General features: G+C 46.3%; 15 protein-coding genes and 1 tRNA gene. 3 read left to right on the forward strand and 13 right to left on the reverse strand.

The window, feature by feature from the left end:
• Nucleotides 1-287 precede the first annotated feature (287 nt).
• The gene (locus EYS05_RS02575; RefSeq protein WP_138276536.1) at nucleotides 288-1,700 is read left to right on the forward strand and encodes an ATP-binding protein; all 1,413 of its coding nucleotides are present in this window, start codon (nucleotides 288-290) and stop codon (nucleotides 1,698-1,700) included.
• 386 nt (nucleotides 1,701-2,086) lie between these two features.
• On the opposite strand, the gene rpsI is transcribed toward EYS05_RS02575, so the two are convergent.
• From rpsI to EYS05_RS02640, 13 genes are all read right to left on the reverse strand, one after another.
• Complete coding sequence (gene rpsI, locus EYS05_RS02580) at nucleotides 2,087-2,479, reverse strand: 30S ribosomal protein S9 (protein WP_059086106.1); 393 nt, start codon at nucleotides 2,477-2,479, stop codon at nucleotides 2,087-2,089.
• 16 nt (nucleotides 2,480-2,495) lie between these two features.
• Nucleotides 2,496-2,924 carry a 50S ribosomal protein L13 gene (gene rplM, locus EYS05_RS02585; protein WP_021650595.1) on the reverse strand — a complete coding sequence of 143 codons (429 nt, stop codon included), beginning with the start codon at nucleotides 2,922-2,924 and terminating at the stop codon, nucleotides 2,496-2,498.
• Nucleotides 2,925-3,167: 243 nt separating this feature from the next.
• The gene (gene truA / locus EYS05_RS02590; RefSeq protein WP_118512981.1) at nucleotides 3,168-3,905 is read right to left on the reverse strand and encodes a tRNA pseudouridine(38-40) synthase TruA; all 738 of its coding nucleotides are present in this window, start codon (nucleotides 3,903-3,905) and stop codon (nucleotides 3,168-3,170) included.
• A gap of 157 nt (nucleotides 3,906-4,062) precedes the next feature.
• The gene (locus EYS05_RS02595; protein ID WP_118512914.1) at nucleotides 4,063-4,866 is read right to left on the reverse strand and encodes an energy-coupling factor transporter transmembrane component T family protein; all 804 of its coding nucleotides are present in this window, start codon (nucleotides 4,864-4,866) and stop codon (nucleotides 4,063-4,065) included.
• Nucleotides 4,863-5,750, reverse strand: coding sequence for an energy-coupling factor transporter ATPase (locus tag EYS05_RS02600; RefSeq protein WP_138276537.1), 888 nt, complete (start codon nucleotides 5,748-5,750; stop codon nucleotides 4,863-4,865). The genes EYS05_RS02595 and EYS05_RS02600 overlap by 4 nt, the downstream gene beginning before the upstream one ends.
• Nucleotides 5,735-6,586 (reverse strand): energy-coupling factor transporter ATPase, encoded by an 852-nt coding sequence (locus EYS05_RS02605; RefSeq protein ID WP_118512916.1) that lies wholly within the window; start codon nucleotides 6,584-6,586, stop codon nucleotides 5,735-5,737. Before EYS05_RS02605 ends, EYS05_RS02600 begins: the two co-directional genes overlap by 16 nt.
• A 14-nt stretch (nucleotides 6,587-6,600) precedes the next feature.
• Nucleotides 6,601-7,212, reverse strand: a complete 612-nt coding sequence (yihA, locus tag EYS05_RS02610; protein ID WP_118512917.1) for a ribosome biogenesis GTP-binding protein YihA/YsxC — start codon at nucleotides 7,210-7,212, stop codon at nucleotides 6,601-6,603.
• Between the two features lie 65 nt (nucleotides 7,213-7,277).
• Entirely contained in the window at nucleotides 7,278-9,590 is a 2,313-nt protein-coding gene (gene lon, locus EYS05_RS02615) for an endopeptidase La (RefSeq protein WP_138276538.1), read from the reverse strand.
• A 17-nt stretch (nucleotides 9,591-9,607) separates the two neighbouring features.
• A complete protein-coding gene (gene clpX / locus EYS05_RS02620) occupies nucleotides 9,608-10,921 on the reverse strand; it encodes an ATP-dependent Clp protease ATP-binding subunit ClpX (RefSeq protein WP_118512919.1) in 1,314 nt (437 codons plus the stop codon).
• 111 nt (nucleotides 10,922-11,032) lie between these two features.
• Nucleotides 11,033-11,614, reverse strand: a complete 582-nt coding sequence (gene clpP, locus EYS05_RS02625; RefSeq protein WP_015527365.1) for an ATP-dependent Clp endopeptidase proteolytic subunit ClpP — start codon at nucleotides 11,612-11,614, stop codon at nucleotides 11,033-11,035.
• A 24-nt stretch (nucleotides 11,615-11,638) separates the two neighbouring features.
• Nucleotides 11,639-12,925, reverse strand: a complete 1,287-nt coding sequence (tig, locus tag EYS05_RS02630; protein ID WP_118512920.1) for a trigger factor — start codon at nucleotides 12,923-12,925, stop codon at nucleotides 11,639-11,641.
• A gap of 210 nt (nucleotides 12,926-13,135) precedes the next feature.
• On the reverse strand, nucleotides 13,136-14,431 hold the full coding sequence (locus EYS05_RS02635; protein ID WP_138276539.1) for an InlB B-repeat-containing protein: 1,296 nt from the start codon (nucleotides 14,429-14,431) through the stop codon (nucleotides 13,136-13,138).
• Nucleotides 14,428-14,985 (reverse strand): DJ-1 family glyoxalase III, encoded by a 558-nt coding sequence (locus tag EYS05_RS02640; RefSeq protein WP_138277667.1) that lies wholly within the window; start codon nucleotides 14,983-14,985, stop codon nucleotides 14,428-14,430. Before EYS05_RS02640 ends, EYS05_RS02635 begins: the two co-directional genes overlap by 4 nt.
• Nucleotides 14,986-15,168: 183 nt before the next feature.
• Here EYS05_RS02640 and EYS05_RS02645 point away from each other — a divergent pair, with 183 nt between their 5' ends.
• Together EYS05_RS02645 and EYS05_RS02650 are read left to right on the forward strand one after the other, a co-directional pair.
• Nucleotides 15,169-15,651, forward strand: a complete 483-nt coding sequence (locus EYS05_RS02645; RefSeq protein ID WP_138276540.1) for a CYTH domain-containing protein — start codon at nucleotides 15,169-15,171, stop codon at nucleotides 15,649-15,651.
• Between the two features lie 74 nt (nucleotides 15,652-15,725).
• A tRNA-Gly gene (locus EYS05_RS02650) sits at nucleotides 15,726-15,796 on the forward strand.
• Nucleotides 15,797-15,850 lie beyond the last annotated feature (54 nt).

Genomic DNA, 15,850 nt, shown 5'->3' on the forward strand with positions numbered 1-15,850 from the left:
TCATTATAATCTAATCCACTTCTACCGCTTAAAAAAAGCCTTGCCCCGCCACGGGAATATTCCGGCTATGAGTATGAACTATACCATGTAAGAAAACAACAAAACGCTTCAAATCGTCGCCCGGTAGGTTTACGACCTGCCGGGCGATTTTTGTCGATTTTCGCGGATTGTCATTTCCGGCAAAAAATCAGATGGAAAAGGAGGCTGTCAGCAGACCAGGGCCAGCATAGGCCCCTGACAACGGACAGGATCATCCTGCTCACTCCCCACGGAAAGGAGGGATTTCTATGATAGAACAGCTCATTGCTGAAGCAACAGAATGTGATTTCAAAGTTGCTCTCGAAACAAAAAAGCCAAAAAGCTGGTTAAAAAGTGTCAGTGCTTTTTCCAATGGAATCGGCGGCACTCTGTTTTTCGGAGTCTCTGATGACCGGGAGCCTATCGGCTTGTCCGATGTTCAAAAGGATGCTGAAGCGATCAGCCGCTTAATCAAAGAACGTATCACACCATTACCGCAGTTTATCTTAAAGCCATTGCAGGAAGATGGTAAAAACCTGTTGGCTCTGGAAGTTTCTCCTGGCCGCAGCACCCCATACTATTACAAGGCAGACGGAGTAATGGAAGCATACATCCGTGTTGGAAATGAAAGCGTAATTGCACCGGATTACATTGTGAATGAACTGATCTTAAAGGGAACCAATCAGTCCTTTGACACCTTAACAACAGAAGCTGTGAAAAAGGATTACAGCTTCACACTCCTGGAGGCAACCTATCTGGAACGAACCGGTCTCCGCTTTGAGCCTTCCGATTATGTCTCCTTCGGTTTGGCTGACAAAAATGGGTTCTTGACCAATGCCAGAATGCTCATGACCGATCAGCACACAGTTTATAACTCCCGTATGTTCTGTACCCGGTGGAATGGCTTGGAAAAAGGCTCTATCTTTGATGATGCGCTGGACGATAAAGAATACGAAGGGAATCTGATTTATCTACTGAAAAGCGGCAGTGAATTTATTCGCAATAATTCCAACGTCCGTTTTGTCAAAGAGGCACAGTATCGTGTAGACAAGCCGGATTATGCTGAACGAGCTGTGACAGAGGCTCTTGTCAATGCGCTTATCCATCGTGATTATATTGTGCTTGGCAGCGAAATCCATATTGATATGTTTGATGATCGGGTGGAAATCACACCTCCTGGCGGTATGTTTGGTGGCGGCTCAATTCAGGAATACGATATTTACAGTATTCGTTCGATGCGGCGAAACCCTGTGATTGCCGACCTGTTCCACCGCATGAAGTACATGGAACGCTGTGGAAGTGGTCTGCGCAAAATCGTCAGTGAAACTGAAAAGCTGCCTGGATACACTGAGGCATATAAACCCGAATTTTCCTCTACAGCGACAGATTTCAGAGTTATTTTGAAAAATGTAAACTACAACTTAGAGGGTGACACCCACCAAGTTATCCACCAAGTTACCCACCAAGATACTGAACTATCAACGGTGTCCAAACAGATTTTGACTTTTTTCACAACACCAAAATCCAAGAAAGAGCTTGCAGTATTTTGCGGCTTCAAAGATTTAAGAAACTTCACTTTGAAGCATATCAATCCGCTTTTAGAAGCCGGGCAATTAGAAATGACTATTCCCGATAAACCTAAAAGTCGCAATCAAAAATATATTACAGTTCGTTCCGAATAAATAGAAAAAGCCGCCACTTCAAAATCATAAAGTGACGGCCCTTTCTAATGCCGGAATCTTTTTCCCTCGCCATGACAAAAAGCACCCAGTTATTTGTTACTGAGTGTCTGCATTAGAATCGTATTTAATTGTTCAGATTTGGTCTGATTATGCCAAACTCACCAGCAAAAAATCTGAAATCTGAGAGTGCCAAAATCACCCTCAAAAATACCCCCGAAATTACGCTCTGGTTGTCCTATTTTTTAACCACTAAAAATTGGGTGAACACGGCTCTCGTTTAGACAAATTTGGTCAAACCACACAGATGCGTTTAGGTATAAGAAAACCCCAGAAAACCTTGATTTTCCGGGGTTTTTGAATCATTTTGATATAGTCTGAGCAGTCGATTATCGTTTGCTGAACTGCGGAGCGCGACGAGCTGCTTTGAGACCGTATTTCTTACGCTCTTTCATACGTGGATCACGTGTAAGGAATCCAGCAGCTTTAAGAGCTGGTCTGTAGTCTTTGTCTGCCTCAAGGAGTGCTCTGGAAAGACCATGACGGATTGCTCCAGCCTGTCCTGTGTATCCACCGCCGTGAACGTTAACGATCACGTCGAATTTACCCTCTGTCTCTGTTAAAGCCAGTGGCTGACGAACGATAACTTTCAGAGTCTCAAGTCCGAAGTACTCATCGATGTCTCTTTTATTGATAGTGATTTTACCTGTTCCAGGTACCAGGTAAACTCTTGCGATTGATTTCTTTCTTCTTCCTGTTCCGTAGAATTTTGCGCTAGCCAATGTTTTCTACCTCCTATTAAAATGTTAAAACTTCAGGCTTCTGAGCCTCATGTTTGTGCTCTGGTCCTGCGTATACGAAAAGTTTCTTGTTCATAGCTCTTCCAAGAGGTCCTTTCGGAAGCATTCCCTTAACTGCGAGCTCGATAACCTTCTCAGGTTTCTTTGCTAACATTTCTTTTAATGTGGTTTCTTTCATTCCACCAACATAGTCGGAGTGGTTATAATAAATCTTCTGCTCAAGCTTCTTGCCTGTAACTTTGATCTTATCAGCGTTTACAACGATTACATAATCTCCTGTGTCAACGTGCGGTGTAAACTGAGGTTTGTTCTTTCCTCTTAAAACACTTGCAACACCGGATGCCAGACGTCCCAGAGTGCAACCCTCTGCGTCAACTACATACCATTTTCTTTCGATTTTATCCGGATTAGCCATATAAGTCTGCATGGTCCTACCTCCTGTTATTTATCAACGATAATGTTTCTCAAACCGCGGTACTTCCGCGAAAAAAAGTAAATGGAAACGCGGGTGCAAAATAAATCGCGGAAATGTCCGAAACCGCTGATAAAATGCCATCGCCGGGGCTATTGGCTCAAGCATCTTCGCACTACGTCACATTGAGTTATTATATTATAAGGCACCTTGCCTGTCAACTGTTTTTTCTTGTAATTTTCAACAAAATTCCTGTTTTCAGAAAAACTCAATTCCCATCAATGTCAGCCCCTGCGCCGGCGCTGTGGGGCCTGCAGCCCCGCGGTCACAGGCTTTTAAAATCTTATCCATACGTTCCGGCGGATACTGTCCGTTCCCGATCTCGATCAGAGTTCCTGAAATAATACGCACCATATTGTAAAGGAAACCTGTTCCTGAAATGCGGATGGTCACCATATCACCATCTCTCCACACATCCATGGACGTCACGGTACGGATGGTGGTCTTCACCTGTGCGCCGGAGCCGCAGAAGCTGGCAAAATCATGGCGTCCGATCAGATAAGATGTTGCTTCCTTCATCTTATTCACATCCAGTTTATAATGGTAAAAATAAGAGTACAAACGCTCCGTTGGCACCGGAAACTTCCGGTTCAGGATACGATATTCATATGTTTTTTCACTGTCACAGTAACGGGGATGAAAATCCGGTTCCACTTCCTCCGACAGCTGAATACGGATATCCTCCGGAAGTCTCTGGTTCAATGCATAAGAAAATTTTTCTCCGGGTATTCTGGATTCGGTATCAAAAACCGCCACATTTCCAAGTGCATGAACCCCTGCGTCTGTGCGGCTTGCGCCGATCGTCTCGATCTTTTCTCCCAGAAGCTCACTTAAGGTATCGTTTAAAACGCCCTGAATGGTGATTCCATTTGGCTGTGTCTGCCAGCCTGAGTACTTGGTTCCATCATAAGCTACAACAAGTCCTACTCGTTTCATATAATATATTCCCTCCTGATACAGACATCCCTGCAGTACTTCCCATCCCAAAACAGACATACCGTCCAGCAAAATGCCTGCCTGATTCGGTTACAGTTCCGCTATGCAAAATGCAACGCTTCGGACCGTTCCATGTCTAAGTACCTGCAGGATTCGGTTACAGTCCTGCCACGCGGAATGCAACCCCCACAGCAAGATATACCACAAGGATCCCATAGGCCGCATAATCTCTTTTTTCGTAATGCAGCGGCTTCATCTGGGTTCTGTGCTCTCCACCATGGTAACACCTTGCTTCCATGGCCATTGCCAGATCATTGGCGCGGCGGAACGCTGAAATAAACAGCGGCACAAGAAGAGGGACCATATTTTTCGCCTTCTGGATCAGATTTCCGCTTTCAAAATCTGCACCTCTGGCAATCTGTGCCTTCATGATCTTATCCGTCTCCTCCAGAAGGATCGGGATAAAGCGAAGAGCAATGGACATCATCATGGCGATCTCATGTACCGGCACCCGGATCTTGTTCAGCGGACGGAGCAGTCTCTCCAGACCATCTGTCAGCTGATTCGGCGTGGTAGTCAATGTCATGATGGAAGAACCGATCACAAGGTAAACAAGACGGATCGCCATTCTTCCTGCAAGAACAAGGCCTTCCCTTGTGACCTTGATGATCCCGAAACGCCACAGCACTTCGCCAGGCGTCAGGATGATATTGAACACAACCGTGATCAAAAGGATCATAACGATAGCCTTCAGACCCTTGAACATGAATTTCACCGGAACCTTGGATATTGCGATCATAGCAACCAGAAATACTGTTGCTACCGCATATCCGAGAAATGTATGGAACAGGAACACAGAGATCAGAAATCCCAGAGTTCCCAGAAATTTGGTCCGTGGGTCCAGTCTGTGAAGAACGGATTTGGCCGGATAATACTGACCGATAGTAATATCTCTGATCATTTTTCCGCCCCTCCTTTGTTCAGTAATGGAGAGTTTGCCCGCGTAAGTGCGGCAAGGATGCTGTCTCTGGCTTCCTCCACCGTTGTGGCATCTGCATCCCCCTGCAGCCCATGTTCCTTCAGCGCATGCATGATATAAGTGATCTGCGGTGCGGCAAGTCCCATGGTTTCCAGTTCCTTATAATGTGAAAAAACCTTCTTCGGTTCATCATCAAATACAGCTTCTCCGTGGTTCATAACAATGAGACGCTCCACATATTTCGCAATATCCTCCATGCTGTGGGAAACCAGAACAATGGTTATCCCTCGCACCTTATGAAGCTCTGCGATCTGATCCAGGATATCATCCCTGCCCTTCGGATCAAGCCCTGCTGTGGGCTCGTCCAGAATCAGGATCTTCGGGTTCATTGCAAGAACCCCTGCAATAGCTACCCTTTTTTTCTGGCCTCCGGAAAGCTCAAAAGGTGATTTCTTGAAATTGGATTCTTTTACTCCAACCTGAATCAGAGCCTGCTTCGCTTCTTTCTCTGCTTCTTCCCTGGAAAGTCCCTGATTCATGGGGCCAAAACATACATCAGAGATCACATCATTTTCAAACAGCTGATGCTCCGGGTACTGGAACACCAGGCCAACCTCGCTTCGGAGCTGTTTCCGGTCATATTTCTCAGCCCACACATCTTCTCCGTTATACAGAACCTGGCCGGATGTTGGCTGTACCAGCGCATTCAGATGCTGGATCAGCGTGGATTTTCCGCTTCCTGTGTGTCCGATGATCCCGATAAACTGGCCATCCGGGATCACAAGGCTGACATCCTTCAGCGCATGGCTCTCATAGGCTGTCCCGGGGCTGTAGGTATAAGTTACATTTTTTAATTCGATTGACATAATGCGCTCACCAGCTCCTCTGTAGTCAGTATTCCATCCGGAACATCCACGCCGGATTTCTTCAGTTCATATGCAAGAAGTGTTACCTGTGGTACATCCAGTCCATACGCCTTAAGGGTATCCACCTGGGAAAAAATCTCTTTGGGATTTCCCTGCATCACAACATTTCCGCTGTCCATGACGTAGACACGGTCAGCATGGATCACTTCCTCCATGTAATGGGTGATCAAAATGACTGTTACCTTTTCCTTACGGTTCAGCTCCCGCACTGCCTCCAGGACTTCCTTTCTTCCGTTAGGATCCAGCATGGCGGTAGGCTCATCCAGGATGATGCACCGCGGGCGCATGGCCATCACGCCTGCAATAGCCACTCTCTGCTTCTGCCCTCCAGAAAGCTTGTTTGGGGACTGATAACGGTAGGCTGTCATACCGACTTTTTCCAGGCTGTCATTCACACGTTTCCAGATATCATCTGTAGGAACTCCCATGTTTTCCGGGCCAAAGCCTACGTCCTCTTCCACAACGGTTCCTATGATCTGGTTATCCGGATTCTGAAATACCATTCCTGCCTTCTGGCGTACCTTCCAGAGTTTGGTCTCTCTGGCGGTATCGATCCCGTCCACCAGCATCGTTCCCTCTGTTGGGATCAGAAGCGCATTCATATGCTTCGCCAGTGTGGATTTTCCGGATCCGTTATGTCCCAGAACTGCCACAAATTCTCCTGCTTCAATGTCCAGGTTCACATCATTGACTGCACGCTGCATGTCTACCACATTGCCGTCATCATCGTATCTCTGATAGTCAAATCCCAGCTTGAGCGCCTTGATAATTCCCATCTTTTCTGCTCTCCTTAATCCTCTGTAGCTGCCGGTTCACCAAGGCCGGTCAACTCATCGATCAGTGCCCATATCTCGTCTCTTCCCTGCTTTGTCTCCGCAGAAAACGGAAGGATCTTTCCCTCTTTCGGGAGGCCCAGTCCGATGCGGATTTCCTTCAGGCTTTTTGCCACCTGGCTGCGTTTCAGCTTGTCAAGCTTGGTCGCGATGATCACCGGCTCATATCCGTTGTGACAGATCCAGTCATACATCTGCTTGTCATTGGCTGAAGGCTTGTGGCGGATATCCACCAGGAGAAAAACCGCACGGAGCTCTTTGGAATTATGGAGATAGCCCTCGATCATTTTTCCCCATTTTTCCTTTTCTGCTGCAGAGACCTTGGCGTAGCCGTAGCCCGGCAGGTCTACGAGATACATTACTTCATTAATATTATAAAAATTGATCGTCTGTGTTTTTCCCGGCTGTGCGCTGGTTCTTGCCAGGGCCTTGCGGTTCATCAGACCATTGATCAGGGAGGATTTCCCTACATTTGATTTTCCCGCAAAAGCTACCTCCGGCCTTCCTGTGTCCGGGATCTTGCTTGTGATGCCGCAGACGATATCCAGCGATACGTTTTTGATTACCATTCGTTATTCCTCCCTTTTCTTTTAAAAGCCCTGTCCTGAAGGCCAGGGCAGGGTTTTTCTGTTTTTTATGCAAGAGCTTCACCGAGAACTTCTTTCATGTTATCCACAAACCGGATATTCAGTCCCTGGATGATCTCTCTGTCCATCTCCTCGATATCCGGACGATTTTTCTCCGGAACAAGGACTTCTTTGATTCTGGCATATTTAGCTGCAAGCAGCTTCTCTTTCAGTCCGCCGATCGGAAGCACACGGCCTCTTAAGGTGATCTCACCGGTCATGGCAAGATCCGCACGTACCGGTTTTTCGATAATTGCAGACAGCATGGCAGTTGCCATTGTAATACCTGCAGACGGGCCATCCTTCGGAACGGCACCCTCCGGGATATGTACATGCATATCATGCTTCTGGAAAAATTCCGGATCGATCTCATATTGGTCAGAAACCGAACGGATATAACTGATACCTGCCTGTGCAGATTCCTTCATCACATCTCCAAGCTGTCCGGTAAGAAGCAGTTCGCCTTTTCCGGGCATGATATTGACCTCGATCTGCAGGGTATCACCGCCTACCTGTGTCCATGCAAGACCGCGGGCGATCCCGATCTCATCCTTCTCATTGGCCATCAGATAGTTATATCGTTCTTTGCCAAGGAATCTGGAAATATTTCTGGATGTGACAACTACTTTATCCTTACCCTCTTCCATGATAGCACGTGCAGTCTTTCTGCAGATACGTCCGATGCTTCTCTCCAGAGAACGGACTCCTGCTTCCTTGGTATAGTTGTTGATCAGCTTGCCAAGAGCTGCCGGCTGGATCATCAGCTTGCCTTCCGGAATACCGTTGATCTCCATCTGCTTCGGGATCAGATGTTCCCTTGCGATATGTTCCTTCTCATTCTCCGTATATCCCGGGATTTCCATCAGCTCCATACGGTCAAGAAGAGGTCTCGGGATTCCCTGAACATCATTTGCAGTGGCAATAAACAGTACCTCGGAAAGATCCTGGGGAATCTCTACATAGTGATCATTAAACTTACTGTTCTGCTCCGGATCCAGAACCTCCAGAAGTGCTGCGGATGTATCTCCTTTATAATCGCTGCTGGTCTTGTCGATCTCATCAAGAAGCATCAGCGGGTTGCTGACTCCGGCTTCCTTCAGTGCGACTGTGATCCTTCCTGGCATGGCACCGACGTAAGTCTTTCTGTGACCCCGGATCTCTGCCTCATCACGGACACCTCCAAGACAGATCCGGACGTATTTCTTGTTCATAGCCTCTGCCACAGAACGTGCAATGGAAGTTTTTCCGGTTCCCGGAGGTCCCACCAGACAGAGGATCGGACTCTTTCCCTTGTGGGTCAGCTTACGTACAGCAAGGAATTCCATGATACGCTCTTTGACCTCTTTCAGTCCGTAATGCCCCTCTTCCAAAATCTTCCATGCGTTCTCAAGATCCTCGGAATCCTCGGATTTCTTATTCCACGGAAGTGCAAGAACGGTTTCCAGATAGCCTCTCTGCACCGTTGCCTCTGCGGCACTGGCTGCCATTCCTTTAAAACGGCTGATCTCCTTGGAAATCTTCTCTTTTACTTCATCAGATGCATCCAGCTCCTTCAGCTGTTTTTTTAATTCATCGATATCATCTGCAGTATTCTCCTCACCCAGCTCCTCACGGATGGTTTTCAGCTGTTCACGGAGGATATACTCTCTCTGATTCTTGTCGATATGGGATTTCACCTTGCGCTGAAGATCTTTGGTGATATGGATCACCTCGATCTCGCTGCCAAGAAGCGCTCCAAGGATCTCATAACGGTCATTCAAAGACACTGCTTCCAGAAGTTTCTGCTTGTTCTGATACGCCATCGGAAGATTTACTGCGATCTGGTCGATGGTTTCCTGCACATCTTCGATGTTCATGATCTGGGTTACCAGATCCTTGCTTACTTTTCCGCTTTCTCTGCAGTATCTCTGAAAAAGCTCCCGGATGCTGCGAAGCATGGCGTCCTTTACCGGTTCCGGGTAATCCTCTTCCTGCGCCGTAACGATCTCGCATTCCGCCTTCAGAAATGGTTCCTCCTGCTCCAGGCCCAGAACCTCTGCCCTGTCCAGTCCCTCTACCAGAACCCGGTAAAGATCCTGCGGAAGCTTCACCACCTGCTTGATATAAGCGACGGTTCCTACCTGATACAAATCCGTAAGTTCCGGTATTTCCACCTCAGGATCCTTCTGTGTCAGCAGAAAGATCTTCTGGTCATGGAGCATGGCTGCTTCCACGGCACGGATAGATTTCTCCCTGCTCACATCAAAGTGTACGATCATATCCGGAAGGACTGTGGTCCCACGGAGAGCGATCATTGGCAATATATTGACCTGATTTGTCATTTATGTCATTCCCTTCATCAAGCTGTTTCCGGCTTGCCTTTCTTTCTCGAACGGGATGTTTTGCGTCCTGCTTTTTTTGCAGGAGCCTTGGCCTCCCCGTGGATGATCTCCGGCTCTCCGGTTCCCTCCACTGCCTCTTTTGTAACGATACACTTACGGATGGTGTCGTCAGATGGTGTCTTGTACATCAGATCCATCAGGGTATGCTCCATGATAGCACGAAGTCCTCTGGCACCTGTTTTTCTCTCAAGAGATTTCCGGGCAACTGTCTCAAGTGCTTCATCCTGGAACTCAAGCTTCACGCCATCCAGCTCAAAAAGCTTGTCATACTGCTTTGTGAGAGAATTCTTAGGCTCCTTCAGAATACGGATCAGTGCTTCTTCATCCAGAGAATCCAAGGTTACCACGACCGGAACTCGTCCGATAAACTCCGGGATCAGACCGAATTTAATAAAGTCCTCCGGCATAACCTCCTTCAGAACTTCGCCCACATTGCGGTCTTCCTTCTCGGAAACCTCCGCTCCGAAACCAATGGATTTGGTATCCTGTCTTGCCTCGATGATCTTCTCCAGTCCGTCAAAGGCACCACCGCAAATGAACAGGATGTTTGTAGTATCAATCTGGATAAATTCCTGATGAGGATGCTTTCTTCCTCCCTGAGGAGGTACGCTTGCAACGGTTCCTTCCAAAATTTTCAGAAGTGCCTGCTGTACGCCCTCACCGGACACATCTCTGGTGATGGATGTATTCTCGGATTTTCTTGTGATCTTATCGATCTCATCGATATAGATGATTCCGTACTGGGCACGCTCAATATCGTAATCGGCTGCCTGAATGATCTTCAGAAGAATGTTCTCAACATCCTCGCCAACATAGCCCGCCTCTGTGAGAGTAGTGGCATCTGCGATGGCAAAGGGAACATTCAGCAGTCTTGCCAGTGTCTGTGCAAGAAGTGTTTTACCGGAACCGGTCGGACCAAGCATCAGGATATTACTCTTCTGCAGCTCCACGTCCAGGTTTCTTGAAGCAAGAATTCTCTTGTAATGATTGTAAACAGCTACGGAAAGTGCCTTCTTGGCATCATCCTGTCCGATCACATACTCATCCAGGATACTGTGGATCTCTTCCGGTTTCAGAAGGTTGATCCCTGTTTCATAATCTGCCTCATGATCATACATACTGAATTCTTCTTCCATGATCTCGGAGCAGATCCCGATACATTCATCACAAATATATGCTCCATCCGGACCTGCGATCAGCTTGCGTACCTGATCTTCAGTCTTATGGCAAAAGGAGCATCTTACTTTTCCTTCTTTTACTTTATCTGCCATATCTTTTTGTTTCCTTTCTAAACGTAAATGTCCGTCTCTCGCAGACATTTAAAATTCCTTTTTAAAGCAAGATAAGACTCCTGTGTCTTTACAGGAGTCTTTTCTTACGCATTATTTGTGGATCACAACACCGTCGATCAGGCCGTATGCCTTAGCTTCTTCCGCTGTCATATAGTTGTCACGGTCAGTATCTTTTTCCACAATCTCAAGAGGCTGTCCGGTATTCGCAGAAAGAATCTCGTTCAGCTTCTTTTTGGTTTTTGCGATCTGGTCAGCTACGATCTGGATTTCTGTAGCCTGCCCCTGTGCACCGCCTGATGGCTGATGGATCATGATCGTCGAATTCGGCAGTGCATATCTCTTGCCTTTGGCACCGGAGGACAGGAGGAAAGCTCCCATGCTGGCTGCCATTCCAAGGCAGATCGTAGATACATCGCACTTAATATACTGCATTGTATCATAAATTGCCATTCCGGCAGTTACAGAACCACCCGGGCTGTTGATATAAAGCTGGATATCCTTGGAAGGATCTTCTGCTTCCAGGAAGAGAAGCTGCGCAACGATCAGGTTCGCACTGACATCGTTTACCTCTTCTCCAAGGAAAATGATTCGGTCCTTAAGAAGTCTTGAATAGATATCGTAACTTCTTTCTCCTCTGCTGGTCTGCTCAATGACGTAAGGTACTAAACTCATTTTGCCCTCCATTTCCGAGGTTTATTACGCCTCTACAGCTGCATCGGCAACTAATGTAACAGCTTTCTGAACAGCCATATCTTTCTTCATCTGCTCCATCTCGTTCTCACCGATGAGATCTTTTAATTTGTCTGCTTCCATCTTGTACATCTCTGCCATCTTGGAGATCTCTTCGTTAACCTCATCCTCTGTTGGCTGGATGTTCTCTACCTCAGCGATCTTCTCAAGAACAAGTCTTGTCTGGATTCTCTTAAGAGCCTGTGGCTTCATGTCTTCCATCATCTTGTCAACACTCTGACCTGTGAACTGGAAGTACTGCTCCATGGAAAGGCCCTGAGACTGCATTCTTCTTGCGAAATCGTCAAGCATCTGACGTGTCTGTGTCTCGATCATTGCCTCCGGAATATCCATCTGTGCATTCTCGATCGCTTTATCTACTGCTGCGTCTTCTTTTGCACGACGTGCGTCTTCTGCTTTCTTCTCTGTCAGGTTCTTCTTAACGTCTTCCTTGTACTCAGCAAGTGTATCAAACTCAGATACATCCTTAGCAAAGTCGTCATCAAGCTCCGGAAGCTCTTTTGCTTCGATCTTCTTAACATCGCACTGGAATACAGCTTCTTTGCCAGCCAGCTCTTTTGCCTGATACTCCTCTGGGAATGTAACCTTAACTTCTACGTGATCACCTGTGTTAGCACCAACAAGCTGCTCCTCGAATCCCGGGATGAAGGTGTTGGAACCAAGTGTCAGCGGATAGTCTGTTCCTTTACCGCCCTCGAATGCCTCACCGTCTACGAAGCCCTCGAAATCGATAGTTGCTGTATCGCCGTTCTGTGCTGCACGATCCTCAACTGTGATCGTTCTGGAGTTTTTCTCCTGCTCTTTCTTAAGCTCAGCCTCGACTTCCTCGTCTGTTACCTCTGTCTCAGACTTCGGAACCTCAAGTCCTTTATAGTCACCGAGAGTTACCTCTGGTTTAGTAGCTACTTCTGCTGTAAAGATAAATGGTTTGCCAGGCTCAACCTGTGTTACATCGATCTTAGGCTGGGAAACGATCTCAAGATCACACTCAGCAAGTGCTTTGCTGTAATGCTCAGGGATCAGAGCGTTTGCAGCGTCCTCAAGGAATACTCCCTTTCCGTACATCTGCTCGATCATTTTTCTTGGAGCTTTTCCTTTACGGAATCCCGGAATAGAAATTCTGCCTTTTGCTTTCTGATATGCATTCTGCATTGCTTTGTCAAGATCCTCGGCGGAAACCTCGATTGTAAGTTTCGCCATGTTTTTCTCCATTTTCTCCACCTGTAAACTCATGTTTCTTGTTCCTCCTTAATCATATCGAGTAAATACCTTATATAAAATAGTTAACACTCGCATTATATATATTTACAGTCATTTCTGTAGTATAGCATAACCACTGTAAAAACGCCAGTATTTTTTTCAGTTTTCCATATGCCCACACAGGGCATTTGTCACTGCTCACTTCGTTCTCAGCAACGCACTTCGCAATGCACAGAATTTATGCTAATCGCCAAAATCCGTGCGGTGTATTTCCTCAATATCAAAGTAATTTTCTGTTTTTCTTATGTAAGCAAGACAAAATGCAAAAATTCTTTTATAAGTTCCGGGCGTATAATGAACACCATCGTCTGTACCGTCTCCCGTATTGGATACAGTACCATATCCTGTCCGCATCAGATAACTGTAAACATCGATATAATGGTACTGACTTCCAAGCTTACTGGCAAGACCGCTGTTAAAAGCCCGGATATTCTCACATTTACGATTCCGGGTACTTCCCCTTTCCCCTCCATTGATCGGATTCACAGACATATAATACAGACTGCAGTTTTTCATGGAAAGCTCTGTTCCCAGCTTTTTCATGTAAGACCCGTACTGTGAGAGTTTATCATTCAGATCCTGTTTTCCTTTAATATCTCTGAGATCGTTGACACCATGATTAAACACCACCGCGATCTTTGCGTATTTTTCATTTTTACGATATTTTTCTATTTCTTTCAAAAGAGCCTGTGCGCCCGTCAACTTCAGCCAGTCCAGTTCCGTATTAGAACAGCATACAAAGCTGACATGGCTGTCCACATACTCCTCCCCAAACTGTTCGTACAATACCTTCTGAAGACCATATGTCCTGGAATCTCCCACGAAGATGATCCTTTCGTAGTTCTCAGGATAATGAAAGCTGTTCCTGACCAGATTCGGTTCCTGATAACGCCAGAATCTAACTGCATAGAGATGCATGGTCCCACTGACTGTGATCACCTGTCCGGCTTCATACCTTGGCGAGGTCTTCTGACCTGCTCGGGTGGACCATCCAAGGAATGTAGAATTCTCTTCATTGGCCATCACCGGCAGTTTCAGTTTTCCGCTTGGAACCCGTATGATCTTGTAGATACCTCCGTCATTCCTGTGCAGGATCAGTTTGAGATTGTTCTTCTTTTTTATCACTGCATAAAACGTTACATTTCTTCTTACAAAATATTTTTTTCCCGGCTTATATCTTGCCTCCGTTCCTCCTTTTTTCAGAGACCATCCCTCTGCCTGATATCCTGCTGGGACCTGCGGCACTTTGGGAATCGTGATCATGGAACCAAATTTCTGTTTCTTTCCCAATTTTTCATATACAGCAGAGGAGACTCCTCTGCCTGACCTGAAAGATACGGAATACATCTTTTTGCAGGCGTTCCTGGATGTACCATCCGACCAGTCAAAGCCGGCAGCTGACACCAAATGTCCTGTGGCGGTCATCAGTATAACAAGAAGCGCCACTACCCACAGGATCTGTTTCATCTCTTTTTTCATGATCTTACATACACCACCGATTCAGCAATCTCTTCTGCCTTTGCGCTTCCCTCCAGCTGTCCGATCAGGGAAAGGCTGAAGTCGATGGCTGTTCCAAGGCCTCTGCTGGTAGTTACATTTCCATCTACCACTACAGGCTTCAGAGATGTTCTGGCACTTTTAAGCTGTTCCATAACAGATGGATAAGATGTAGCATTTCTGCCTTTCAGGAATCCAAGTCTTTCGAATACACCTGGTGCCGCACAGATAGCTGCTACCTTGCCGCCCTTCTGATAGAAATCTGTCAGAAGTTCAGTCAGCGGTTTATATTCCTCCAGATATTTTGTTCCCGGCATTCCTCCCGGAATTACAAGCATATCCGCATCGGAAAAATCACATTCTCCAAAGGTACGGTCTGTAAGAAGATCGATCTCATGAGAGGTTCTGATCTCTTTTGTCTCTTTGATAGATACTGTCTGGATGTCGATCCCGGCTCTTCTCATCAGATCTACCACTGTCAGTCCTTCAATATCCTCAAAACCATCTGCGAAAAAAATATACACTTTACTCATGATCCTGTTCATCCTTTCTTTTATAAAATCCATAAATATTTTCTGTATTCCCCATTCCCTTCCATAATGCTTTTTCCATCTGAAAATGTCAAGAAATTTCAACAGATATCCCATTGCAAATCCTGTTTTTTTCCTGTAGACTGAACATAATATCTTTTCATTTCACAAACCCGGAGGTTTTTTATTATGGAGATTGAACGTAAATTTCTGATCCGGAAGGATGACCTTCCGCAGGATCTGGCTTCCTATCCCTGCCACCGGATTGAGCAGGGGTATCTTTGCACTTCCCCTGTTGTCCGCATCCGCCGGCAGGATGATGACTATTTTCTTACTTACAAATCCAAAGGTCTCATGAGCCGTGAAGAATATAATCTTCCGCTCACCGCTGAAGCCTATGAGCATCTGAAGTCTAAAGCAGACGGTATCCTCATTACCAAGGACCGCTATGTGATCCCGGAAAAAGACGGACTTTTTATTGAGCTGGATGTGTTCCACGGAGAATACGAGGGAGTTCTTCTGGCTGAGGTTGAATTTCCTACAGAGGAAGCCGCCAATGCCTACACTGCGCCGGACTGGTTCGGAGAAGATGTGACTTATTCTACCAGATATCATAACAGTACCATGAGCCAGGGCTGGCAGACTGATTACTGTTCACTCCGTTCTCAGTAACGTAGATTGATCGCTAAACGAATCGGAAATCGCACTTGTATTTCTTATTTCAGGTGTTATAATTAGTAATGCAGGCAGATATAGTTCATCGGTAGAACATCAGCTTCCCAAGCTGAGGAGGCGGGTTCGATTCCCGTTATCTGCTTTCATTGCCAAAGAGGGCACGCAGTCAGGCGTGTCTTTTTTTATAAATTTTAAG

Origin of the sequence: Blautia sp. SC05B48 (assembly GCF_005848555.1) — a bacterium.
In the GTDB taxonomy this organism is placed as follows: Bacteria; Bacillota; Clostridia; order Lachnospirales; family Lachnospiraceae; genus Blautia_A.